At 68.2% G+C, this 23994-nt stretch carries 23 protein-coding genes; 13 read left to right on the top strand and 10 right to left on the bottom strand.

Annotation, left to right across the window (positions count from 1 at the left end):
• The first annotated feature begins 105 nt into the window (after nt 1-105).
• From LKO27_RS07920 to LKO27_RS07905, 4 genes are all read left to right on the top strand, one after another.
• Nucleotides 106-936 (top strand): alpha/beta fold hydrolase, encoded by an 831-nt coding sequence (locus LKO27_RS07920; protein ID WP_227736775.1) that lies wholly within the window; start codon nt 106-108, stop codon nt 934-936.
• Between the two features lie 20 nt (nt 937-956).
• Nucleotides 957-1448, top strand: a complete 492-nt coding sequence (locus tag LKO27_RS07915) for a DUF456 domain-containing protein (protein ID WP_227736774.1) — start codon at nt 957-959, stop codon at nt 1446-1448.
• 53 nt (nt 1449-1501) lie between these two features.
• A complete protein-coding gene (locus LKO27_RS07910; RefSeq protein ID WP_227736772.1) occupies nt 1502-3100 on the top strand; it encodes an ABC-F family ATP-binding cassette domain-containing protein in 1599 nt (532 codons plus the stop codon).
• A 100-nt stretch (nt 3101-3200) separates the two neighbouring features.
• Entirely contained in the window at nt 3201-4628 is a 1428-nt protein-coding gene (locus tag LKO27_RS07905) for a phosphoglucomutase/phosphomannomutase family protein (protein WP_227736770.1), read from the top strand.
• An 11-nt stretch (nt 4629-4639) separates the two neighbouring features.
• Here LKO27_RS07905 and LKO27_RS07900 read toward each other — a convergent pair whose 3' ends face one another.
• The 4 genes from LKO27_RS07900 to LKO27_RS07885 form a co-directional block, all read right to left on the bottom strand.
• Nucleotides 4640-6562 (bottom strand): acyltransferase family protein, encoded by a 1923-nt coding sequence (locus LKO27_RS07900; RefSeq protein WP_227736767.1) that lies wholly within the window; start codon nt 6560-6562, stop codon nt 4640-4642.
• A gap of 152 nt (nt 6563-6714) precedes the next feature.
• A complete protein-coding gene (locus LKO27_RS07895) occupies nt 6715-7533 on the bottom strand; it encodes a putative RNA methyltransferase (protein WP_227736766.1) in 819 nt (272 codons plus the stop codon).
• Nucleotides 7520-8317: an SURF1 family protein gene (locus tag LKO27_RS07890; RefSeq protein ID WP_227736765.1), complete on the bottom strand. Its 798-nt coding sequence runs from the start codon at nt 8315-8317 to the stop codon at nt 7520-7522. Before LKO27_RS07890 ends, LKO27_RS07895 begins: the two co-directional genes overlap by 14 nt.
• Complete coding sequence (locus tag LKO27_RS07885; RefSeq protein ID WP_227736764.1) at nt 8314-8634, bottom strand: DUF3099 domain-containing protein; 321 nt, start codon at nt 8632-8634, stop codon at nt 8314-8316. Before LKO27_RS07885 ends, LKO27_RS07890 begins: the two co-directional genes overlap by 4 nt.
• A gap of 39 nt (nt 8635-8673) precedes the next feature.
• Between LKO27_RS07885 and LKO27_RS07880 the strand changes: the two genes are divergently transcribed.
• From LKO27_RS07880 to LKO27_RS07860, 5 genes are read left to right on the top strand one after another with little or no spacing between them, the layout of a single operon-like run.
• On the top strand, nt 8674-9384 hold the full coding sequence (locus LKO27_RS07880; RefSeq protein ID WP_227736763.1) for a beta-ketoacyl-ACP reductase: 711 nt from the start codon (nt 8674-8676) through the stop codon (nt 9382-9384).
• Between the two features lie 28 nt (nt 9385-9412).
• Entirely contained in the window at nt 9413-10186 is a 774-nt protein-coding gene (gene fabI, locus LKO27_RS07875; protein WP_227736761.1) for an enoyl-ACP reductase FabI, read from the top strand.
• A 35-nt stretch (nt 10187-10221) separates the two neighbouring features.
• Nucleotides 10222-11016, top strand: a complete 795-nt coding sequence (locus LKO27_RS07870) for an ABC transporter ATP-binding protein (RefSeq protein WP_227736759.1) — start codon at nt 10222-10224, stop codon at nt 11014-11016.
• Complete coding sequence (locus LKO27_RS07865) at nt 11009-11494, top strand: NfeD family protein (RefSeq protein ID WP_227736757.1); 486 nt, start codon at nt 11009-11011, stop codon at nt 11492-11494. The genes LKO27_RS07870 and LKO27_RS07865 overlap by 8 nt, the downstream gene beginning before the upstream one ends.
• A gap of 15 nt (nt 11495-11509) precedes the next feature.
• Nucleotides 11510-12703 (top strand): SPFH domain-containing protein, encoded by a 1194-nt coding sequence (locus tag LKO27_RS07860; RefSeq protein ID WP_227736756.1) that lies wholly within the window; start codon nt 11510-11512, stop codon nt 12701-12703.
• A 19-nt stretch (nt 12704-12722) separates the two neighbouring features.
• Here the strand turns inward: LKO27_RS07860 and LKO27_RS07855 are convergent, their stop codons facing one another.
• The 3 genes from LKO27_RS07855 to LKO27_RS07845 all read right to left on the bottom strand — a co-directional run bounded on the left by LKO27_RS07855 (nt 12723) and on the right by LKO27_RS07845 (nt 15881).
• Nucleotides 12723-14336: a cation acetate symporter gene (locus LKO27_RS07855; RefSeq protein WP_227737248.1), complete on the bottom strand. Its 1614-nt coding sequence runs from the start codon at nt 14334-14336 to the stop codon at nt 12723-12725.
• The gene (locus LKO27_RS07850) at nt 14336-14773 is read right to left on the bottom strand and encodes a DUF485 domain-containing protein (RefSeq protein ID WP_227736755.1); all 438 of its coding nucleotides are present in this window, start codon (nt 14771-14773) and stop codon (nt 14336-14338) included. Before LKO27_RS07850 ends, LKO27_RS07855 begins: the two co-directional genes overlap by 1 nt.
• A gap of 112 nt (nt 14774-14885) precedes the next feature.
• The gene (locus LKO27_RS07845; protein ID WP_227736754.1) at nt 14886-15881 is read right to left on the bottom strand and encodes a bile acid:sodium symporter family protein; all 996 of its coding nucleotides are present in this window, start codon (nt 15879-15881) and stop codon (nt 14886-14888) included.
• Between the two features lie 73 nt (nt 15882-15954).
• On the opposite strand from LKO27_RS07845, the gene LKO27_RS07840 reads away from it, so the two are divergent.
• Nucleotides 15955-16746: an RNA methyltransferase gene (locus LKO27_RS07840; protein ID WP_227736753.1), complete on the top strand. Its 792-nt coding sequence runs from the start codon at nt 15955-15957 to the stop codon at nt 16744-16746.
• 66 nt (nt 16747-16812) lie between these two features.
• On the opposite strand, the gene LKO27_RS07835 is transcribed toward LKO27_RS07840, so the two are convergent.
• Together LKO27_RS07835 and def are read right to left on the bottom strand one after the other, a co-directional pair.
• Nucleotides 16813-19524, bottom strand: coding sequence for an ExeM/NucH family extracellular endonuclease (locus tag LKO27_RS07835; RefSeq protein ID WP_304650889.1), 2712 nt, complete (start codon nt 19522-19524; stop codon nt 16813-16815).
• A gap of 101 nt (nt 19525-19625) precedes the next feature.
• Nucleotides 19626-20234: a peptide deformylase gene (gene def, locus LKO27_RS07820; RefSeq protein WP_227736752.1), complete on the bottom strand. Its 609-nt coding sequence runs from the start codon at nt 20232-20234 to the stop codon at nt 19626-19628.
• Nucleotides 20235-20302: 68 nt separating this feature from the next.
• Here def and LKO27_RS07815 point away from each other — a divergent pair, with 68 nt between their 5' ends.
• Nucleotides 20303-21208: a tyrosine recombinase XerC gene (locus LKO27_RS07815; protein ID WP_227736751.1), complete on the top strand. Its 906-nt coding sequence runs from the start codon at nt 20303-20305 to the stop codon at nt 21206-21208.
• Here the strand turns inward: LKO27_RS07815 and LKO27_RS07810 are convergent, their stop codons facing one another.
• Nucleotides 21209-22111, bottom strand: a complete 903-nt coding sequence (locus LKO27_RS07810) for a peptidoglycan DD-metalloendopeptidase family protein (RefSeq protein ID WP_227736749.1) — start codon at nt 22109-22111, stop codon at nt 21209-21211.
• Nucleotides 22112-22180: 69 nt separating this feature from the next.
• Between LKO27_RS07810 and LKO27_RS07805 the strand changes: the two genes are divergently transcribed.
• Together LKO27_RS07805 and rpsB are read left to right on the top strand one after the other, a co-directional pair.
• Nucleotides 22181-22798: an alpha/beta family hydrolase gene (locus LKO27_RS07805; RefSeq protein ID WP_227736748.1), complete on the top strand. Its 618-nt coding sequence runs from the start codon at nt 22181-22183 to the stop codon at nt 22796-22798.
• 235 nt (nt 22799-23033) lie between these two features.
• Nucleotides 23034-23993 (top strand): 30S ribosomal protein S2, encoded by a 960-nt coding sequence (gene rpsB, locus LKO27_RS07800; protein ID WP_227736747.1) that lies wholly within the window; start codon nt 23034-23036, stop codon nt 23991-23993.
• Nucleotide 23994: the final 1 nt, after the last annotated feature.

Raw genomic sequence — 23994 nt, 5'->3', positions numbered from 1 at the left:
GCCAGCCCTCGGCCAGGACCAGGACCCCCGCACACGCGGGGGGTCTTGTCCGTTTCCTCCGACGCCGATAACGTCGCTGCCAAGCGCGCCGACAAGGAGGCAACGATGCCAAGGCTGACCACTTCAGGGGACGCACCCGTTGAGCTGAACTACACCGACTCCGGCGGTGATGGCCGTCCGATGGTGCTGGTGCATGGCTGGCCGCTGTCCGGGGAGTCGTTCGCGGACAACCAGCCCGCGCTGACTGCCGCCGGGCTGCGCGTCATCACCTACGACCGACGCGGCTTCGGCCACTCCGACAAACCCGCCACCGGCTACCACTACGACAGGCTCGCCTCCGACCTGCACGATCTCATCAGTGGGCTGGACCTGCGAGACGCGGTCCTGCTTGGGTTCTCCATGGGCGGCGGAGAGGTGGCGCGCTACTGCTCCACCTACGGTACGGATCGACTCGCGGGGGTGGTGCTCTCCGGCTCCATCTGTCCCGCGCTCGCCCAGGCGGACGACAATCCCGACGGCGCGATGCCCTTCTCGGAGTTCCAGAAGATGTCCGAGGCCTGCGCCGCCGACCACCCGGGGTTCGTGGACCAGTTCGTGACCAACTTCTTCAGCAATGCCGAAGGCCTCACCGTGGCCGAGGACGTGCGCTCAAAGGCGGTCGGGATCGGACTTCAGAGCGACCCACAGGCGGCTGCGGAGTGCATCCTGATCTGGGCGACCGACCTGCGGGAGGACTGCAGGCGCATCGACGTGCCGACGCTGCTGATCCACGGCGACGGCGACCAGAACGTCCCGCTTGCGGCATCCAGCGCCCGCGCCGTCGACATCATCCCGAACGCCCGACTGCACGTCGTGGCTGGCGGACCGCACGGGATCAACGTCTCGCACCGCGACGAGTGGGAGCGAGCACTGCTGGACTTCGTGGGCTCGCTCTGAGCAGGCCCTAGGCTGGGCGAGTGAACCCCGACGTCATCGCCTCCCTCATCACCGGACTCCTGCTGCTCGTCGGGCTCGCCGGCATCGTCTTCCCGGTGCTGCCCGGAGGCGGCACCATCATCGTCGGCCTGCTGGTGTGGGCCGTGGTGGTGGGCGGGCCCGTCGGCTGGACGGTGTTCGCCGTCGGAGGCGCCCTGTGCCTGGCCGGGATGATCGCCACCTACGTGCTCACCGGCAGGGTCCTGCGGCGGGAGCAGATCCCGAACCACTCGGTCCTGGTCGGGATGCTGTGCGGCGTGGTCGGGATGTTTCTGATTCCTGTGGTCGGACTCCCGATCGGATTCGCGGCCGGCCTGTTCTTAGTGGAGTTTCTCCGCGTCCAGGACGCGGGGACCGCCCTGCGAACCTCCTGGGAGGCGGTCAAGGCATCTGCGCGGGGCATTCTGGTGGAGTTTGGCTGCGCCTGCCTCGCGGTCGTGACCTTCGCCGTCGGAATGCTGGTCCACTTCTAGCCGCGACCCGCCGATGCCCGTCGCCTTGGGGGTGTTGGGTAGAGTGGCACGTTGTGTTGCAGGTCAAGGATCTTGAGGTGCGGGCCGGGGCCCGCCTGTTGTTGTCCCCGGTGTCCTTCCAGGTGATCGACGGCGACCGCGTCGGCCTGGTGGGCCGCAACGGCGCAGGCAAGACCACCCTGACTCGAATCCTCGCGGGGGAGGGCCAGCCCGCAGCCGGCTCGGTCACCCGTTCCGGGCAGCTCGGATACCTGCCGCAGGACCCGCGCTCGGGCGACCCCGAACAGATCGCGCGCGACCGCATCCTGGGCGCCCGGGGCCTGGACCACGTCATCCGCCGCCTCCGCAAGGCGGAGGAGGACATGGCGCTGACCGACGGCCAGGAGCGCGAGGAGGCGATGGCCGCCTACACCCGCGCCGACGATGCCCTCCAGGCGGCCGGAGGCTATGGAGCCGAGGCGGAGGCCGCCCGGATCGCCGCCAACCTTGGGCTTCCGGACCGGGTGCTGTCGCAGCCGTTGAAGACACTCTCGGGTGGCCAGCGACGTCGCATCGAACTCGCCCGCATCCTGTTCTCCGACGCCGACACCCTGCTGCTGGACGAGCCGACCAACCACCTGGACGCGGATTCGATCGTCTGGCTCCGCAGTTACCTGCAGTCCTTCCCGGGCGGACTGATCATCATCAGCCACGACACCGAGCTGCTGGCCGCCGTCGTCAACAAGGTGTTCCACCTCGACGCCAACCGCGCTGAGATCGACGTGTACGCCATGAACTGGAAGCGCTACCTCCTCCAGCGTGACACCGACGAGAAACGACGCAAGCGCGAACTGGCCAACGCCGAGAAGAAGGCCACGCAGCTGATGGCGCAGGCCGACAAGATGCGGGCCAAGGCCACCAAGGCCGTCGCCGCACAGAACATGGCCAAGCGGGCCGAACGACTGCTTGCCGGTGTCGAGGGCGAGCGGCAGGCCGACCAGGTGGCCAAGATCCGCTTCCCCGAGCCGGCGCCCTGCGGGAAGACTCCATTGCGGGGTGACGGCCTGTCCAAGGCCTACGGCTCCCTCGAGGTGTTCACCGCCGTTGACCTCGCGATCGACAAGGGGTCCAAAGTGGTCATCCTCGGGCTCAACGGAGCCGGCAAGACGACGATGCTGCGCATCCTCGCGGGCATCGAGGAGGCGGACACGGGCAAGCGGGTGCTGGGTCACGGCGCGAAGCTCGGCTACTACGCGCAGGAGCACGAGACCCTCGACGTCAACCGCAGCGTCCTGGACAACATGGTGTCTGCGTCCCCCAACCTCAACGACACCGAGGTGCGCAAGGTGCTCGGCTCGTTCCTGTTCACCGGCGACGACGTCGCCAAGCCCGCGAAGGTGCTCTCGGGTGGCGAGAAGACCAGGCTCGCGCTGGCGATGCTGGTGGTCTCCGCCGCCAACGTGCTCCTGCTGGACGAGCCCACCAACAACCTCGACCCGGCATCCCGGGCCGAGGTGCTCAGCGCCCTGCGGACCTACGCGGGCGCCGTCGTGCTCGTCACCCACGACCCGGGTGCGGTCGAGGCGCTCGAGCCGGACCGGGTCCTGGTGCTCCCCGACGGTGTGGAGGACCTGTGGAGCGACGAGTACCAGGAGCTGGTGGACCTCGCCTGAGCCCGGCCCTTGCCCGGGATCGCTCATGCGCAATGTCCACGGGGTCAACCAGCAAGCTCCGTTTCACTAGGCTGGAATCTCCACCCGATGAGGAGAGACGATGGCGCGAATCAAGTTCGGTACCGGCGGCTGGCGAGCGATCATCGGGGATGAGTTCACGCGGGCCAACGTGCGGCTGCTGGCCGGGGCCCTGGCGCAGCGGATGACCGACGAAGGGGTCGCCGACCGCGGGATCGTCATCGGCTACGACCGTCGCTTCCTCTCCGACGTCGCAGCCGGCTGGGCCGCGGAGGTCTTCGCAGGTGCGGGCATCCCCTGCAGTGTGATCAAGGTCGCGCAGGCGCCCACGCCGCTGATCATGTGGACGGTCAAGGACCGCGGGCTGCCCTACGGGATGGCCATCACCGCCTCCCACAACCCCGCCCTCTACAACGGGATCAAGGTGTTCACGGCCGGTGGCAAGGACGCCGACGAGGCCGTCACCACGGACATCGAGGCTCGCATGGGTGCACTCGAGGGGGAGGCGGAGCAGCGGCTCCCGGCCGTCGACTACGCCAAGGCCGTGGCCAGCGGCGCCGTCGAGGAGATCAACCCTTTCAACGGCTACATCGACTCGATCATCTCCCAGGTGGACATGGAGGCCATCCGCAAGGCGCAGCTCAAGATCGCCCTCGACCCCATGTACGGCGTCTCCCGGACGTCGCTGCAGACAATCCTGCTGACGGCGCGCTGCGAGGTGGACGTGATCAACGACCGGCACGACACCCTCTTCGGTGGCAAGCTCCCCTCGCCCACCAGCGCGGGTCTCGGGGCGTTGAAGCGGTTCGTGCTGGACCACCACTGCGACCTGGGAATCGCCACCGACGGCGACGCCGACCGGATCGGCGTGATCGATGACTTGGGCAACTTCCTGCACCCGAACCAGCTGCTGGTGATCCTTTACTACTACCTGCTCAAGTACAAGGGCTGGAAGGGGCCGGTGGTTCGCAACGTCGCCACCACTTCGTTGCTGGACGACGTGGCCGAGCGCTTCGGTGAGAAGTGCTACGAGGTGCCCGTCGGCTTCAAGTGGATCTCGGGCAAGATGCTCGAGACCGACGCGATCATCGGCGGCGAGTCCTCCGGCGGCCTGACGGTGCGTGGCCACATCGCGGGCAAGGACGGCATCTACGCCGCGGCGCTCCTGGTGGAGATGCTGGCTGTGGTGGGCAAGTCGATGAGCGAGATCTACGACGAGATCACCGGTCAGTTCGAGCCGCACTACATGGCCGAGACGGACTTCGCCTTCGATCCCGAGCGCAAGCCGGAGATCCTGAACACGTTGATGGTCGAGAAGAAGCTGCCGAAGTTCACCGCCGAGGTGACGGGCACCTCCTACGCCGACGGCTGCAAGGTCTATTTCACCCAGGGCTGGATCATCGCCCGCTTCTCGGGTACGGAGCCGCTGCTGCGGATTTTCTGCGAGATGCCGGACCAGGAGCAGGCCGAGCAGGCGTGCGAGGAGTTCCGGGAGTTCCTCGGCCTCTGAGGCGGCCGGTTTCAGGTGATGTCGGCGGCCTCGAGGATGCGTTCGAGGACGCCTCGGGCGATCTCGTCCTGCACCGCCGGGTCCGTGAAGTGGCTGCCGTCGGCGCGGGCGGGGACACCGTCGGTGACATCCGAGCAGGGGACCGCGTCGTCGGTGCAGTAGAGGTCGTCCACGACTACCGTGCGAGCCAACTCGTGCTCGGCGGCATAGTCGCGGACCATCTGGTTCCAGCGCTGGCGGTACTGGTCCTGGTGGGCGAGGCGGTCCAGGAACGGATGGCAGTCCTCGGGGGTGCACTGGGCATAGACGCCGGTGCCGATGCGGTCGGTCTCCACGAACACCAGGACAGCACCGTCGGCCATGAGCCTGGCGGCGGTCTCCTCCAGGTTCTGCTGCTGGGCCTCCCAGAAGCGTTCCTCCTCAGGGCCGACGACCTCACCGTCGATCCTCATGTCGGCGAGCTCGTAGCGGCTCCACCACACGATCGTCGCGGGCTCGAACTGGGCCATCGCGGAGCGCTGATTCTCCAGCGCGGCGCCGCACTCCACGTCTGGTTTTCCGACGTAGAGGGGCACGTCCACGCCGGTCGGGGCGCAGCCGCCGACGGTGGCGCTGGCCACCTCGAGGCGCAGTGCCCCGGCCTCCTCGTCAAGGACGGGGTTGAATCTTTGGGGAACCGAGTCCCCGACCGTGAGGATGACGCTCTTGTTCAAGGTGCTGACGGGCGTGGACCCCTGGAGCAGCGGGCTCAGGGGGGTGCCGCCGCCGAAGGACACCGCCACCAGCATCGCGGCCAAGGAAGCCACTGCCACCGCCGCGGAGCGCTTGGCCGTGAACCACTTGCCGGTCCGCACGGGCATCTCCACCAAGTGGTAGGAGAGGGCAGCGGCCACGACGGTGAGACCCACTACGGCCATGGCCCGCAACCAGCGGAATCCCTCGAGGTCGCCGATGATCCACACCGCCAACGGCCAGTGCCACAAGTAGAGACCGTAGGAGATGCGCCCGAGGTAGGCCACCGGCTCCCACCCGAGCACCCTGGCCCAGAAGCCAGCCTCGCCGGCGAGGACGAGCGCGATGATCAGCGCCAGCGCCCCGAGGCAGAACGTCAAGGCCCCCCACGTGTAGTAGAAGTCGGAGGGGCCGTCCAGGAACGGGAACAGGGACACCATCAGCACGACCCCAGCCCAGCCGAGCAGGACGTGGTGTCGCGCGAGGAAGTCCTTGATGGCCGGGCGAGTCAGCAGCGCAGCGGCCAGCGCGCCCAACAGCGGCTCGAAGGCCTTGGTGTCGGTGCCCATGTAGGCGCGGTCCGGGCTGGCCGGGTCGTACAGCGTGGCCAGCAGCACCACCGAGATTCCGATGAGGGCCGCCGCCAGCACCGCGGTGGCGGTGGCCAGGGTCCTCGCCGTCGAGGCCGGGTGGACGCGCCGTGCTTCAGTGGCGCGATGTTTGACCATGAGCCCGACGATGACGAGGGCGCCGGCCAGCAGGAGTGGCCACCCGACGTAGAACTGTTCCTCCACGGCCAGGGACCACATGTGCAGAAGCGGACTCTCCGCCCCGGTGGCCGCGAAGTAGGAGTTGGCGTTCATGAGGTGCCAGTTGGCCAGGTAGAGCAGGGTCCACCACAGATCCGTGCTGACGCTGCGCTGCTGGAACAGGGGGGAGAAGAACAGCATCCACAGCGTGACGGCCAGCAGCGTGAGCAGCGCTGCGGGCATCAACCGCTTGAAGCGCCGCAGCCAGAAATTGCCGAGGCTTATCCTTCCCGACTTCTCCACCTCACGCAGTAGCCCTGCGGTGATGAGGTATCCCGACAGCACGAAGAAGATGTCGACACCGATGAAGCCTGCGGCGGAACGCGGTGCCGAGACGTGGAAAGCGATGACCAGGAAGACCGCGATGGTTCGGACGCCATCCAGCGCGGCCATGCGGGGGCGCCCTGGGTGCGCGGTGGCTGGTCGCGCGGTGTCGGGGGCGCTGGCAGTCGTCAAGTCAATCCAATCTCGGGAGCCCGCAACACCCTACAACAGGACCCCGCCGCCAGCTGAAGCGCTGCGCTGCATGGGGCGTGCGAGTGCTCTCAGTTAGGCGCGCGGGTGAATCGTGCGACGGTGACGTCGAGGGTGACCGCACCCCCGGTGACCCCGACGGGTATTGAGTGGAACGCATTGGGCCCCATCGCCACGAGGTCGACGGCCTCGTCGTCGGGGAGCGTCAGGATTCCCCTGACGCGATGGATCTCAGGCGCTCCGAAGTGACCTGCGAGAGCGTCGGACACCGTTTCGAGCTTGTCGGAGCCCACGCCCAGCAGGCCGTGGGCGCTGCGAAGCTCGTGCAAGTGGTCCGCTCCCGGGACCGCCAGCGCCAGGACGCCGCCGGGGGCCAGCACACGGGCGAACTCGTCGGCGTTCCGGGGGGCGAACACGCACAGCAGACCATCGACGACGGCGTCGGCGACGGGCAGGCCGGCCCAGGTGTCAGCGACGACCGCAGCCATCCGCGGGTGCGCTCGGGCGGCACGGCGAGCCGCCGCGGGTGACACGTCGGTCGCCAGCCCCAGAGCCTGAGGCGTTCGCTCCAACGCCGCCGCGAGGTAGTGGCCGGTCCCGGCGCCCACCTCCAGTAGCCGGGCACAGCCCGCCACCGCGGTTGCGACGGCGTCGCTGACGGGGGAGTAGTGCCCGGCGGCGAGGAACCGGGCGCGCGCGGCGAGCATGTCCGCGCTGTCGGCGTTGGGCGGCGCGGACCTGCCGAGCAGGTTCACATAGCCCTGCCTAGCGACGTCGAACCGGTGGCCGTTCGCGCACGCGAGCCCCGCGTCGGCGATGGCCATGCCCGCCCGGCACACCGGGCAGGCCAGCCAGCCGGCGACGCGGCGCAGGGCTTCAGTCGGCGGCACTGGCCAGTGTCTCGTCGGCGTCCTCGCGGGCAGCGGTCAGGCGGGCCCGGCGCTCGGCCCTGGCTTGAGCCTTCCTGCGATCCTTGAGGTCGGCGCGGATGAGGACGACGATGCCCACGAGGGCGATGACGCTGAAGGCGAACCACTGCAAGGCGTAGGAGTAGTGGTTGCCCTCGTCCAGGATGGGGGGTGCCATGGGTTCCAGGGCCTCGCCGTTGTCCGGGTCGGACTCGATCAGGACGAGGTACCCGGGAAGCAGCTCACGCCCGAGTGACTCGCCGATGGCCCCCGCGTTGATCAGTCTCACCTTGAAGTCGTGGGGCACGACGGCGGTGTCGTCGCCCCGCTCATCGCGGTGCAGGTAGCCGGTGAGCTGCACGTCTCCGACTGGTGGGGCGGGCAGGTCCTCGGTGTCGGGCTGTCCCGTCTGGCGTGCGATGAACCCCCGGTTGATGAGCACCTCGTCGCCCTCCACCGTCTCCAGGACCGCGACCACCTCGATCCCGGGAGCATCGGCGTAGGTGCGGTACCGAACCTGGTACTGCTCGCCCGTGTAGGTGCCCCGGAGTTCCACCCGCTGCCACTGCATGCCGTCGCTGATGGGACCCCCCATGACCTCGCGGTAACCGACGGACGGCTTGTCCCGGTTCGCCTCGACGACGGCGTTCGCCTCGCGCCGCTCCTCGAGGCGGCTCAACTGCCATTCGCCCAGTTTCACGAAGAGGAACGCCATCAGGCTCAGGAACACCGCCAGGGCCACCCAGCGCAGGATCAGCTTCTTCACTCGTCGTCCTCCACGACGCCCACGATGACATCGGATGCCGGCAGGGCGGGCCGGCTCTCGTCAGGTTCAGCTGCCAACGGCGGCGGCCGGTGGTCTGAGTTGTTGGCCAGCACCACGGCGACCAGCGGCAGGAACGCGGCCGCGCACAGCGCCACCACCTTCCACCAGCCCGGCACCACCAGGAACGCCAGGAAACAGGCGGTCCGGATGCTCATGGTGATGACGTAGCGCCGCTCGCGCTCGTCCACATCGAGGGTGCGGCTGCGGGCCGCGCTCGTGATGAGCGGCGGGTCCGTACTGTTGCGAGCGCCTGCCATGGTCAGCCAAGCATATGCCGCTTGCGGTAGGTTGACGCCGTGCAAGAATCTCGCGTTGTCCTGGTGACCGGCGGTTCCAAGGGGATCGGCCGCGTCATCGCCGAACGGTTCCGCGATGCCGGCTACCGCGTCGCGGCCACCTATCGCTCCGGTGGGGTCCCGGACGGTGTGCTGGGCGTGCAGTGCGACATCACCGACCAGTCCCAGGTGGACGCTGCCTTCGATGCCGTGGAGGCCGAGCTCGGCCCCGTCGAGGTGCTCGTTGCCAACGCCGGCGTCACCAAGGACACCCTGATCCTGCGCATGAGCGACGAGGACTGGGACCAGGTGATCGACACCAACCTGACCGGCGCGTTCCGAGTCGTGCGCCGCGCCGCCCGGCCAATGACCCGGGCCCGGTTCGGCCGCATCATCCTGATCTCGTCGGTGGTCGGTTTCATCGGCTCGCCCGGGCAGTTGAACTACGCCGCCTCGAAGTCCGGCCTCGTCGGGATGGCCCGCAGCCTCACGCGGGAACTCGGGAGCCGCAACGTCACCGCCAACGTGATCGCACCCGGCTTCATCGAGACCGACATGACAGCCGTCCTGCCGGAGGACACCATCAAGGGCTACCAGTCCCGGATCCCCGCCGGGCGGCTGGGCAGCGGCGACGACGTCGCGGCCGCCGCGGTGTTCCTCGCGGGGGACGGCGCAGGGTACATCTCCGGGGCGGTGCTGCCGGTGGACGGTGGCCTCGGCATGGGCCACTGACCGGAGAAGTTTCTACAGGAAGAAGCAAATGGGAATCCTCGAAGGCAAGAACATCCTGGTCACCGGTGTGACCTTGAACACCTCCATCGCCTACGCGGTGGCCGAGATCGCGCAGCGGGAGGGGGCCAACGTCGTCGTCTCCGCCGCTGGCCGGGCGGTCAGCCTCGCGCGGCGAGTCGTGGCGCGGATGGAGCAGCAGCCGCCGCTGGTGGAGATCGACGTGACAGACCCGCATCACCTCGCCGGTCTGCCCGACCTGCTCTCGCAGCACCTGTCCGGCGGCCTGGACGGGATCGTCCACTCGATCGCGTACGCGGACCCGGAGAAGGCCCTCGGTGGCGCCTTCCTGACCACCGACTGGGAATCGGTCTCGAAGGCCCTGGAGATCTCCGCCTACTCCCTGCAGAGCCTGACGATGGCCGCCAAGCCCATGATGAACCGCGGTTCCAGCGTCGTCGGGCTCACGTTCGACGCCACCGTCTCCTGGCCCACCTACGACTGGATGGGCGTGGCCAAGGCTGCCCTGGAGTCCACCTCGCGCTACCTCGCTCGCTACCTGGGACCAGACGGCATCCGCTCCAACCTGGTCGCCGCCGGCCCCCTCGACACGGTCGCGAAGAAGGCCATCCCCGGAGCGTCGTCGTTCAACGACATCTGGTCCCAGCGCTCGCCCCTGACCTGGGACGCCACCGACGCCGTGCCCGCGGCCAAGGCCGTGGTCGCGCTGCTGTCCGACTGGTTCCCGGCCACCACCGGCGAGATCATCCACGTCGACGGTGGACTGCATTCCACCGGGGCCTGACCACGCCCTACCGCCTGCCCCGGTAGGGTTGGGGCATGGCAGCGGTGGCGGAACTTGCAGGCGTGACGGTCAAGCGTGGGAACGCGGTGCTGCTGGACTCGGTGGACCTGACCGTCATGGAGCAGGATCGCTGGGTCGTCATCGGACCCAACGGCGCCGGCAAGACCACGATGCTGCAGGTGCTCGCGGCCCAGCTCTACCCGACCGACGGTGTGGTCGGGCTGCTGGGTGATGTGGTGGGCACCATCGACGTGTTCGAACTGCGGCCCCGGATCGGTCTCACCTCCGCAGCACTGGCGGAGAAGTTGCCCCGCGGGGAGCGCGTGCTCGACGTCGTGCTGTCGGCCGCGTACGCGGTCCTGGGGCGGTGGCGCGAGGAGTACGAGGACGCCGACCACGCGCAGGCGATGCGGTTGATGGAGCAATTGCGGATCGACCACCTGGCGGACCGCACGTTCGGCACCCTCAGCGAGGGGGAGCGCAAGCGCGCGCAGATCGCCCGTGCCCTGATGACGGATCCCGAGCTGCTCCTTCTGGACGAGCCGGCCGGGGGACTCGATCTCGCAGGGCGGGAGGCGCTGGTTGACACCCTCTCCGACCTCTTCCTCGACGAGTACGCGCCCGCCTCGATGCTGGTCACCCACCACGTCGAGGAGATCCCGTTCGGCGTGACGCACTGCCTGCTGATGGCCGGAGGGCGGGTCACCGCCGCCGGGCCCATAGACCAAACCCTCACCGACGAGAACCTGAGCGAGGCCTTCGGCATGGCCTTGCGCGTCGAATCCTCCGACGGTCGCTGGAGTGCCAGATCGGTGGCCCGACATGGATGACTTCGTCCAATGGCTCCGTGACTTCTCCTGGGCCGGCTGGGGGATCCTCGCGGTGGGGCTCGCCGCGCTCGAGTTGCTCACCATGGACCTCACGCTCCTGATGCTGGCCGCCGGTGCCCTCGCCGGGGGTGTCACGGCGTTGATCGTCCCCGGACTGTGGTGGCTGCAGATCATGGTCGCGCTGGTCGTGGCTGTCCTGACGTTGTTCCTGTTGCGTCCGACGCTGCTCAACAAGGTCCGCAACGCACCCGGCTACCGGTCCTCCCTGGAATCCCTCGTCGGTTCCCCGGGCAGGGCGACTGCGGAGATCACCCGCACCGGCGGCGAGGTGAAGGTGTCCGGCCAGATCTGGGACGCCCGCTCCTTCGATCCGGCCATCACCATCGAAGAGGGTGATGACGTCGAGGTGTATGGCATCGACGGCGTAACCCTGATCGTCTACCCCGTGCAGTCGCAAGGCGAACTCGGGCACAGCTGAGCCAAGGAGGAGACAATGGAGTTCATCGCTATTGGCATCGCAATCGTGGTGGTGCTGTTCCTGCTCATGATGCTGAAGATCGTGCGCCAGCAGCACGTGGGCATCGTCGAGCGACTCGGCAAGTTCCGGCGCCGCCTGGATCCGGGGCCGCACCTGGTGATTCCCGTGTTCGACCGCGTCGCCTACACCATGGACATGCGCGAGGAGGTCGTCCCGTTCCCGCCCCAGGGCGTGATCACCGAGGACAACCTGATGGTCTCCATCGACTCGGTCATCTACTTCCAGATCGTTGATCCGGTACGGGCCGCCTACGAGGCCCAGAACTACCACGACGCCATCGAACAGCTCACCATGACGACGCTGCGCAACATCATCGGTGGGATGGATCTCGAGGCGGCACTCACCTCGCGCGAGGAGATCAACCAGAAGCTGCGCATGGTCCTCGACGAGGCCACCGGCAAGTGGGGGATCAAGGTCAACCGGGTGGAGTTGCGGGCGATCGACCCGCCGCCCACCATCCGCGACGCAATGGAGAAGGGCGCCCGGGCCGAGCGCGACAAACGAGCGCAGATCCTCCTGGCCGAGGGCCAGCGACAGTCGCAGATCCTGCAGGCGGGCGGTGACAGGGAGTCCTCCATTCTCCGGGCCCAGGGTGAACGGGAGGCCGCCGTGCTGCGCGCACAGGCGGACCGCCAGTCCGCGATGCTGCGCGCGGAGGGCGAGGCTCAGGCCATCACCACCGTCTTCGGCGCCATCCACGCGGGTCAGCCGGACCAAGGGCTGCTGGCCTACCAGTACATGCAGATGCTGCCACGGTTGGCCTCCGGGGACTCGAACAAGATGTGGATCATCCCCAGCGAACTCAACGACGCACTGAAGGGTCTCGGGCAGGTGTCGGGCGCGGAGAATGTCCGCGACTACATCTCCAAGGTGGGTGACAACTTCCAGGCCCCGGAGCGGATAGACGTGCAGGCAGAGATCGCCGCGCAGCGGGACCAGGACCGGGAACGCTCGGACGAGACGATGCAGCAGGCGATCGCGGAAGCGCAGGCGATGGAGCAGAACGCGGTCCTGCGGCACACCCGGCGAGGTTCCAAGCCGGCAGAGCTCGACAGCCCCCGTCAGGAGACGCCGTCGGCCCCGCCCGTCAGCGGCGTGCCCGATCCCGAACCCTCCCGCGCGCAGGCGCCCAGGCCCGAGGAGGGCTGAGGCGCCCGCGGAGGGGGTTTCAGTGGGCCACTGCGTCGCCTGCTCCGGCGCCAGTCATGGAACGGACCTCCATCTCGATCGCCAGGTCCTCGTCTGCCTTGTGCGACGCGGTGAGCGTGCCGACGCAGCCGGCGAGGAACGCCAGGGGCACGGAGACCAGCGCCGGGTTGGTGAGCGGGAACCACGCGAAGTCGACTCCCTCACCCAGCATCGACGTCGCCGATCCGGATACCGAAGGCGAGAAGACGATCAGCACCACTGAGCTGACCAGACCCGTGTAGATGCTCCACACGGAACCGCGGGTGTTGAACCGGCGCCAGTACAGGGTGTACAGGATCGAGGGCAGGTTCGCCGAGGCCGCGACCGCGAAGGCGAGCGAAATCAGGAACGCGATGTTTTGTCCATTGGCGAGGATGCCACCGAGGATCGCGAGGACGCCGATGACCACGGATGTGATGCGAGCCACCCTCACCTCCTCGACCGGGTCGACCGAGCCGTTATTGATGACGTTGTTGTAGACGTCGTGCGCGAATGAGGCCGATGCGGTGATTGTCAGCCCTGCCACGACGGCGAGGATGGTGGCGAACGCAATCCCGGAGATGACCCCCATGAACACCTCGCCGCCGATCACGAGCGCCAGCATCGGTGCCGCGGAGTTGACGCCGCCGGGGGCGTCGAGGATGGTCTGCTGCCCGACCAGCATCGCGGCGCCCATGCCGAGGATGAGCGTGAGCAGGTAGAAGCCCCCGATCAGGATGATGGCCCACACCGCCGAACGGCGGGCCTCCTTCGCCGTCGGCACCGTGTAGAAGCGCATCAGCACGTGCGGCAGGCCGGAAGGCCCGAGCACCAGGGCGAGCGCCAGCGAGAGGAAGGAGAGCTTGGTGATGGCAGAGCCGCCGTACTGCTGCATGGGCTGCAGCAGGTCGCGTCCGGCGCCGGTGGTGCTGTCGAGGCCGGCGCTCTGGGCGCCTGCCAGCAGCTCGGAGAGGTTGAACCCGTTGCCGAGCATCACGATCACCGCCATGATCGCCGCCCCTGCGACGAGGAGTACGGCCTTGATCATCTGCACCCACGTGGTGCCCTTCATGCCGCCGACCAGCACGTAGACCACCATCAAGGCCCCCACCAGCGCGATGACCCAGCCCTGGGTGGTCTTGTCGGACACACCGAGCAGTAGGGCCACGAGGCCACCTGCGCCGGCCATCTGCGCGAGCAGGTAGACGAACGACACCACCAGGGTGGACGTCGCCGCTGCGGTCCGCACCGGCTTCTGCCTCATCCGGAAGCTGAGGACGTCGGCCATCGTGTACTTGCCGGTGTTGCGCAGCGGCTCGGCCACGAGGAACAGGGCGACGATCCAGGCCACGAAGAACCCGACCGCATAGAGCAGCCCGTCGTAGCCGTAGATGGCGATCGCGCCCGTGACGCCGAGGAAGGAGGCTGCCGAGAGGTAGTCACCGGTGATGGCGAGGCCGTTCTGCCGGCCCGAGAATGCCGCACCTCCGGTGTAGAAGTCCGACGCCTTTGCCTTCTGGCGGGTCACGACGATGACGATCCCCATCGTCAGCGCCACGAACACGGCGAAGACGCCGATGTTGATCGCTGGGTTGCCATAGGTCTCGAGGAGCATCACGCCACCATCCCGCCCTCGAGTTGGGCCTTCAGGTCGGACGCGGCCGGGTCGAGGCGACGCTGCGCGTAGCGGACGTAGATTGCGGTCCAGATCCACGTGATGGCGAACTGGGTGAGTCCGAGCGCCATGCCCACGTTGAGGGCGCCGAGCAGGGGCTGGGCCATGAAGCCCTCAGCGTAGATGGACAGGAGCACGTAGGTGAAGTACGACACCAGCGAAGCCATCGTCATCGGAAAGGCGAACCTGCGGAAGGTTCCGCGCAGGGACTGGTACTGCTCGCCGGCGGCCGCCACCAGGAACGCCGCGTTGTCCGGCGACGCGTGGCCGGGCTGGGTGTGCAGCAGTTCCGGAAGGGGCCAGTGTTCTTCCGGCAGGTGGAACTCGGGTTCATCTTCGTTGCGGAGGGGGCGCGAATCCTCTTGCTGTTGCGTCACTGCAATGCTCCTTCGAGGCTGGGCGGGGCCAACGCTGGTCCCGGAAGCTGAAGCTAGAGCACGCGCGAAGAAATCTCAACATCAAGATTGTTTCCCCTTGCCGCAGTGCGGGTCAGGTTCCCGGGGGACGAGCACCGGCGGTTTCGCCTGTGCCGCGGGCGAGGCGCCCGGCGATGACCGTGCAGGCCATCAACTGCAACTGGTGGAAGACCATGAGCGGCAGCACCACCAGACCGACGGACTGGTCCGCGAACAGAACGCTCGCCATCGGGACACCAGTGGCGAGCGACTTCTTGGTGCCACAGAACATGATCGCGATCCGGTCCGGGTGGGTGAAATTCAGCCAGCCACCGAGGTGCCACGTGAACCAGAGCATCGCTGCGAGCAGGGCAAGGCAGAGCGCCACCATGACCAGCAGGTCCCAGGGCTCCACCTGACGCCACATTCCCTGGGCGAAGAAGTCCGAGAAGGCCCCGTACACGACCAGGCAGATCACCCCCTGATCCCAGTACTTGATCCTGCGCGAGTGGGTGCTCATGAAACCGGCAGTCCAGCGCCGCGACAGCTGCCCGAGCACGAACGGCAGCAACAGCTGGACCACGACACCGAGGAACTGGTCGAGGCCGATGCCCGAGCCACCGTTGGCGGGGAGCATCAGCAGCGCCAGCATTGGGGTGACGAGGACGCCGAGCAGGTTGGACGCCGTTGCCGACACCATGGCTCCGGGGACGTTGCCCCCAGCCAGCGAGGTGAAGGTGATCGAGGACTGCACCGTGGAGGGCACCAGGCACAGGAACGCCAGGCCGAGCCTCGTGGTGACGCCGATGACGCCGTCGGGGATTGCGAGGAACCCCGCGCCGACCAGCGGGAACACCACGAAGGTGCACGCCAGGATCACCAGATGTAGACGCCAGTGTCTGAGGCCGGCGACGGCCTCATGGACCGAGAGCTTGGCGCCGTACCCGAAGAAGAGGATGAAGACGGCGACCCTGGTGGCCCAGTCGACGGCGACCGCTGCGCCCCCGGTGGCCGGCAGCAGGAAGGCGAGTCCGGCCGCCGCCAGGATCATGAGCACAAACGGGTCGATCCTGGACGGGGGGCGCGGCATGCCACCAAAGGTATCCGTTCCCGTCCCCGCTAGGCTTTCGGCATGGAGTCGTCCTGGTCCGCGTCGAGTGAGCGTGCCCGTGCTCGTTGAGGTAGCCGACCCGTCGGATCCCCGCCTGGCGGACTACGTGTCCTTGCGGGATTCACGACTGCGTCGCCATCTCGAGCAGGCCGAGGGCCTGTTCATCGCGGAGGGCGAGAAGATCATCCGACGGGCCGCCGAGGCAGGAGCCAGACCGCGATCCTTCCTGTTGCAGGAGCGCTGGCTGCCAGGACTCCACGACGTGATCGCGGCCTGGCCGGAAGTCCCCTGCTACGTCGCCTCCGCGGCCATGGTCGAGGCCGTGAGCGGGTTCCACATCCACCGCGGCGCGCTCGCCTCGTTCCTGCGACCCGTTGAGGCGTCCTGGGAAGTGCTCCTGTCCGGACGGCGGCTGATCGTGTGCGAGGACATCGTCGATCACGCCAACATCGGTTCGATTCTGCGCGTCGCGGCCGCACTGGGGTGGGACGGCGTCGTGGTTTCGGCCACCAGTGCCGACCCGCTCTACCGGCGTGCGATCAAGGCCTCCATGGGTGCCTCCCTGCAACTGCCGTGGCGCAGGATGTCCTCCGACGGTGACCTCGGCCGCGTGAGCGGTGCCGGCTTCACGTTGGTGGCGGCGACCTTGGCCGAGGACGCCGTCGCGCTGGATGACTACCGGACCGACGACAAGGTCGCGCTGCTGCTGGGAAATGAGGGCCACGGACTGTCCCAGGGTTGGCTGGAGGCCGCAGACGTCGCTGTCACGATCCCCATGGCCGACGGCATCGACTCGTTGAACGTCGCGACTGCTGCGGCGGTGCTGGCCTACGTCCTGCGCTGAGCCGCTGGTGAACCGAACGGGGACCGGTCCGCGAAGGACCGGTCCCCGTTTCTGGTACCAGGGTGCTCAGCTGAGCGTCCACCAGATCGGGCCGAGGTGGGCACGCGATCCAGGTCGGTGCTGCGGACCCTTGCCCGGCTTCGGACCGCGACCGGGCTTCGCGGTGACCGTCTCGGTCACTGTCGCCGTGGTCGTCGCCGTCGCCGTGGTCGTGGCCGTCACCGTCGCGGTGGCGGTCACCGTGGCGGTTGCGGTGGCGGTCACCGTTGCGGTGGCGGTCACCGTGGCGGTGGCGGTCACGGTTGCCGTGGCGGTCACGGTGGGGGTCGCCGTGGGCTCGGCGGTCACGGTGACCGTGGGCGTGGGCGTCGCTGAGGGCTCGGGAGTGGGGCTCTGGGTGGAACCGCCTCCAAGTTGCAGACCGATGATCACGGGGTCGTGGTCGGAGGAGCGGTAGGGGTCAGCCGCGAACAGGGCGTCCTCGTTGTCGGCCTTGAACCGCATGGTGTAGTCGAACAGGTCCGACTCGTCGGCGTTGATGTGCCACGTCGCGGCCCCCACGACGTCGGCAACCGCACCAGCGTTGGCGAGGCCGTAGTCCAGGTATCCGAGCTGCCCGTCGAACACGTAGGAGTAGGCGTGCTCACCGTTGAACTTCTTCTCCAGGTCGGTGTACCCGGACTCGACGAAGACGTCGATCGGGTCCTCGTGGTCGTAGGAGTTCAGGTCACCCAGCACGATGGTGCGGGTGGCGCCCTGCCCCGTCGGGTCCGTCGCCAGCCACTTCACGATGTCCTGTGCGGCGGCCACTCGGGTGAGGTTGCAGTTGCCCTGGCCATCGCCCAGGTCCGGGTCCCCGGTGCACGCGGACCCCTTCGACTTCAGGTGGTTCACGTTGACGGTGACAAGTTCACCGGAGGTGCGGTGACGGAAGGTCTGCGACAGGCTGGGCCGGTTGCGGCCGTCGTTGAAGTCCAGCACCGCGAAATCCCCGACGGGCTGGGCGGTGGCTGTCTTGTAGATGATGGCCTGGAAGATCTCGTCGGTGCCCTGCACGCCGGTGTCGATGTAGGCGTAGGTACCTTCCCCGACCGCGGCGTTGAGTCCGGCGACGAGGTGCGCGACCGCGGTCGGCGCGTTGTTCTGGATCTCCATGAGTCCCACGACGTCGGCGTCGATCTCCGCCAGCGCCGCGACGATCTTGGCCTGCTGGCGCTGGAGTTCCTCCGGCGTCGTGGCTCCACGCATGTTCAGCGTCGTGAAGTAGTTGAGGACGTTGAACGATGCCACCTTGAAGTCGCCGCCGACCGCGGGGGCCTCCGGGCGCGGGTTGGCGGCCGTGTAGTCGGCGCCCTGGGTGGGCTGCAGCTTGAAAGTGCTGTTGCGGAAGCTCATCACACCCGTGAGGTTGGCGACCCTGTCGCCGCCGCGGAAGTAGTTGTCCCTGGCGAACGGCTCACCGTTGGGGTGGATGGCGGGGGAGACGTTCTGGGAGTTGAAGCCGTCATCGACGACGATCCGGCTCGCTGCATTGTGGGCGGCGAGCGTCTGAGCGGTTGCACCCGGTTCCGTCACGGCGGTGGGAGTCCACTGGCGCTCGAGGCCGTAGACGATCTCGCCGAAGCGGTCGAAGTTGAAGAACTCAAGGATGGTCAGTTGCTGCGGGAACGTCACGTACATCCCCTCGAAGCGCTCGTAGTCGGAGACAGGCACTGTCAGCTCCGTGGCGGGGATCGCGGCCGTGTCTGAGGTGGAGAGGACGGTGACCTCGGTGGGGTTGAGCTGGGTCTGGCCGAAGGCCTCCACGATGGTGCCCGTGATGCGAATCTCCTCACCGACCCTGCGGGCAGGGCCGTTGGGGGCGTAGACGAACAGGCCGTCGCTGGTGGCGGCGTCACCGTCACCGGCGTCCTGGATGTAGTAGCCACTGAACTGGGCACGGCCCGATTCGGTGCCCTGGAAGGTGGCGGTCACGAACGCGTCCAGCGTCACCGTCTGGTTCACATAGGGGCTGGTGTTCGTCGTGCCCTGGACGGCACCGATGCTCAGTCCCGACGGGTCCTGCGTCGGGGTGGGTGAGACGGTCGGCGTCACGGTGGGGTCCGGTGTCTGCGTCGGGTCGACGGTGGGCTCCGGTGTCTGCGTCGGGTCGACGGTGGGGGTCTGCGACGGCTCGGTGCCTGTGCAGTCGACGGATCCGAGCGTGGAGAAGTCGTTCTGGGCCGTGGCCGCGAAGTCGACTGAGGGGTCGTAGGCATCGGAGGGCGACGCGTCGACGGTGCAGGCCTTCTTGGTCAGGGTCATGTCGAGCATGTTCACCCCGTTGGCGGACCAGGAGGTCCCCGGGTCGAAGCCGACCTGTCCCATGGAATCGATGACGGCGGTGCCCTTCCTGAGGACCAGCGCGTCGTCACCGTTGTAGTTGGTCACGGCGCTGGTCACGTCGCTGTGAGCGGCAAGCTCGGCCGAGGCGAGCGAGTTCGTGATGGTGTAGTGACCTCCGGGTTCGAGCGACCCCTGGAGACCCAGGCTGTTGGTGGCCGTCGCCGCTCCGTTGGAGTAGAGCTCGACGGTGTAGCCGGCCAGGTCGATGGCCACATCGGTGGGGTTGTGAAGCTCGATGGCCTTGTTGCTGCCGCTGCCCTCGACGTAGACGCTGATCATCAGGTCCGTGGCCGGGGCGGCCTGCGCGAAGGGGAACGGGCTGAGGGCTCCGAAGCCCGTCAGCGTCACTGCGGCCGCCGCGGACACTGCGGCGATGCGACTGCGAAGTTTCATGGATCACCTTCTGTTAGGGGTCATCAGCGACCCTAGGTAGCCACGGTTAATTCGGGGCCCGGGAGACATGAACGCTACATGTCCAGAAGGTGCACTCAGGGTTAAGCCTCGGAGATTTCCGCCTGCTCCGGGGTGGCCACCCGCTTGGGGGAGACCGGCCAGTCCTCGGGGTAGCGGTAGGCGAGTTCCTGGGCCTGCTCGTCCAGCTTGCGGCGGGCGCGGACGGAGAGCCGGTCCCCGAAGACCGTGCCGTTGAGGTGATCGGTCTCGTGCTGGAAACAGCGGGCCAGTAGTCCGGTGCCGACCAGGTCGACGTCGTTGCCCTCGGCATCCTGACCGGTACAACGCGCGGTGTCCGGTCGCGCCACGCTCTGGTAGCCGCCCGGATATGAGAGGCAGCCCTCCTCGCTGCCGTCCAGGTTCCGGTCCTTGCCGGTGGGAAGCTCGATCACCGGGTTGCACACCACCCCCCGACGCACGATGTCATCGGCGTCCGGGCAGTCGTAGACGAACACGGCCAGGTCAACGCCCACCTGGGTGGCCGCCAGCCCGACGCCCTCGGCTGCCCGCATGGTTGCGAACATGTCGCGGACCAGCTCGTGCAGTTCCTCGCCGAACTCGGTGACCGGCCTGGTCCGGGAGTGCATGACCGGGGTTCCCCATCGGGTGATCGGACGGATCTTGCCGCCTGTGGTCAGGTCCAGGGCCATGTGGGTCTCTCCTCGGTGCACGCGTGTTCGCAGTCAACCAGTATGCCGCCTCGGCGATACTGGTTGCCATGACGCAGGCGAGCCAGGCGTGGCAAGCGGTGCTCGACGAGTACCGCAGACACCTTGAGACTGACCAGGGGCTGTCCGCGCACACCGTCCGGGCCTACCTGTCAGACCTGCGCGCCCTTGCCGGGTATGCGCAGCGGCCCCCCGCGCAAGTGACCCTTCAGACGTTGCGCGCGTGGCTCGCGGACATGTCCGAGGCCGGGGCGGCGCCGGCGACGGTGCAGCGCCGTGTCGCATGCGTGCGGGGCTTCTTCTCCTGGGCGGTGAAGGTGGAGGGGCTGCTGGCGGTGGATCCCGCGAGTCGGCTCCGGGCGCCGAAGCGCCAGCGCAGGCTGCCGAAGGTCCCGTCCGCCTCGGCAGTTGGCGACAGCCTCGAATCCACCCGAACCCGAGTGGCGGAGGGGGAGGGACCGATCGCGGCACGGGACCTCGCGCTGGTGGAACTGCTCTATGCCAGCGGCCTGCGGGTGTCCGAGCTGTGCGGCATCGGGCTGCGTGACGTCGACACCGAGCGCGGGACCGTCCGGGTGATGGGCAAGGGTGGAAAGGAACGCAGCGTCCCCATGGGTGCGCCAGCGCGCAGGGCCCTCGAGGAGTGGCTGGCGGTGCGCGATCTGGTTGCCGTGACGGCCAGCCCAGATCTGGTCTTCCTCGGTGCCCGCGGGGGAAGGCTCGACCCGCGGGTGGCCCGTCGGGTGGTTCATGAGGCGACCCGCGCCGGCGGTGCCGAGGTCGGCCCCCACGGGCTGCGACACGCCATGGCCACCCACCTCCTCGAGGGCGGTGCAGACCTGCGTTCCGTACAGGAACTGCTGGGGCACTCGTCGGTGGCGACGACCCAGATCTACACGCACGTCACCTCCCAGCGCCTGAGGGATGCCTTCCGGCAGGCCCACCCGCGAGCTTGATCACCGCGAACCGACGAGTGTAAGCGGATCCACCAGCCGCCCCCCGGTCCAGGCCATCCAGTGGAGGTGACAACCGGTCGACAAACCCGTGGAACCGACGGTGCCCACGGGCGTCCCTGCCTGGAGGCGCTGTCCCTTGCGCACAGACATCTTCTGCAGGTGCGCGTAGGCGCTGAGGCCGTCCGCGTGTTCGATGATCACCCTGTTCCCGTAGGCGGGATGGTGCTGGACCGTCGTGACCGTTCCCGTCCATGGCGTCACGACGGGTTGCCCGCAGCCGGTGGCGATGTCCACGCCATCGTGCAACTTGTGGACCCCAGTGACCGGGTGCGTCCGCATTCCGAACCGGGAGCTTATCCGCCCCTTGACCGGCAGGTTGCCGGCGCTCATCTTCGTGGTTGCCGCCCTGAACTGCGGGCTCGGCCGCGCGGCGCTGCCGACGGGGAGGAGCCGGACCTGACGCACCCCGGTGTAGGCCAGCGGGTCGAAATGGTCCGTTCCGTCGGTCAGTCCCCAGTGGAGGCAGGCGGATGCGCAGTGGCCCGGGGCGAGCGTGCCGACGACGTCACCCGCGGCCACGACGTCGCCCTTGGCCACAGATCCCCGTACCGGCGTGTAGGTGGTGCGCAGTCCGTTGCCGTGGTCCACCGACACCGATGGTCTGCCGGCGACGCTGCCGGCGAAGAACACAACCCCCACCGCCGCGGCCCGCACCTCCTCGCCCGCCCGGCCGGCAAGATCCACGCCACGGTGCCCCGGCGACCAGCGCTCCGGCCCGGTACTGAAGGACTTCAGGACCGCCCCCGGGACCGGCGGATCCAGTTCGAGGCCACCGTCGGCGTGTGCGGCCCGGGGGAACAACAGCAGCAGGAGGAGTGGGACGAGGGTCAGGAATGGACGCATGTCCAACACTGTGGGTGCGCCGCTGTCCGCGCCGTCACTGTCCACAGGTGGGGAAGTAGCATTCGGGGAATGGAGCCGGAGATCTCGGAGGTGGCGACGCCCCACGGCCCCGCGCGCGTCCACCTGATGCGGCCGGCCGGCTCGGTGCCGACTGGGCTGCTGATGCTCGGCCACGGCGCCGGTGGGGGCGTCGGCGCGGGCGACCTGCGGATCGCTGCCGACTCCGCCCTGGGTCTCGGCTGCGCGGTCGCACTCGTGGAACAGCCCTACCGCGTGGCGGGAAGGAGGGCCCCGGCCCCAGCCGCCCAGGCGGACCTGGCCTGGACCACGGTCGCCCGACACCTGTCGGCAGGGTCCTTCGCGGGGGTGCCGTTGGTGACCGGTGGCCGCTCGTTCGGGGCCAGGGTGGCGTGCCGGACCTGGGAGGCAACAGGTTGCGCGGGTGTACTGTGCCTCGCGTTCCCACTGCATCCCCCCGGTCGCCCGGAAAAGTCCCGGCAGGACGAACTCACCGGCGTCGGCGTTCCGGTCCTGGTGGTCCAGGGCAAGCGCGACCCCTTCGGACGCCCCGAGGGATCGCGGACGTGCCGGGTGGTGCTGGTGGAAGGCGACCACGCACTCAAGAAGGACCTGCCGGGCATCGCCTCGGTGGTGTCCGCGTGGCTCCGCGTCGTGCTTGAACGGTAGCGCCCGGTTGGCACCCGAGCGCGTGGGAGTCTAGAATGACCATCGCGACCGGTCTGTCCGGTTGACATCGCATGCGCTGCGCGGGGAACCGCCGGTGGTCGCGTGGTCCCGCCAGCGGGTGCCATCACCGGGCGCATCAGGAAGGCCTCTCAAGAGGGGTCACGAAACCACCGTGGGCCACCGCGCCCACCCGAGCAGTGGCGGACACATCGTGTCCGCAGTGAAAGGAACGGCCATGGCCGTCGTCACCACCCGCCAGTTGTTGGAGTCCGGCGTCCACTTCGGGCACCAGACCCGTCGTTGGAACCCCAAGATGAAGCGGTTCATCTTCGCCGAGCGCAACGGCATCTACATCATCGACCTCCAGCTCTCCCTGAGCTACATCGACAAGGCCTACGCCTTCGTCAAGTCCACGGTTTCCCGCGGCGGCCAGGTCCTCTTCGTGGGGACCAAGAAGCAGGCCCAGGAAGCCATCGCCGAGCAGGCCACCCGTGTCGGGATGCCATATGTCAACCAGCGCTGGCTGGGTGGCATGCTCACCAACTTCGGGACCGTCTCCAAGCGCATCCAGCGCCTCAAGGAGCTTGAGGTCATGGACTTCACCGACGTGGCGGCAAGCGGCCTCACCAAGAAGGAACTGCTGCAGCTCGAGCGGGAGAAGATCAAGCTCGACAAGACCCTCGGCGGCATCCGCGACATGTCGAGGACCCCGCAGGCGGTCTGGATCGTCGACACCAAGAAGGAGCACCTCGCCGTCGACGAGGCCCGCAAGCTGCACATCCCCGTCGTGGGCATCCTCGACACCAACTGCGACCCGGACGAGGTCGACTTCGCCGTCCCCGGCAATGACGACGCGATTCGCTCTGTTGCACTGCTCACCCGGATCGTCGCCGACGCCGTCGCGGCAGGCCTGATCGAGCGTTCGTCCGGGAAGTCGGGAGACGAGGCCGTCGCTGAGCCCATGCCCGACTGGGAGCTCGAACTCCTCGCCAAGTCCGAGGCGGAGACTGCTGCGGCCGAGGCCGAAGCCACCGCCCCGGAGGTCGCTGAGGCTCCTGCCGCTGAGGCTCCTGCCGCTGAGGCTGAGGTCGCTGAGGCTGAGGTCGCTGAGGCTCCTGCTGCTGAGGCTGAGGTCGCTGAGGCTCCTGCCCAGGCCGATGAGGACACCGTCGACGAGACCACCGAAACCAAGTAAT

This window comes from Tessaracoccus sp. OS52, from assembly GCF_020687685.1.
Classification (GTDB): domain Bacteria; phylum Actinomycetota; class Actinomycetes; order Propionibacteriales; family Propionibacteriaceae; genus Arachnia.
This window is presented reverse-complemented; position numbering and strand designations above follow the sequence as displayed.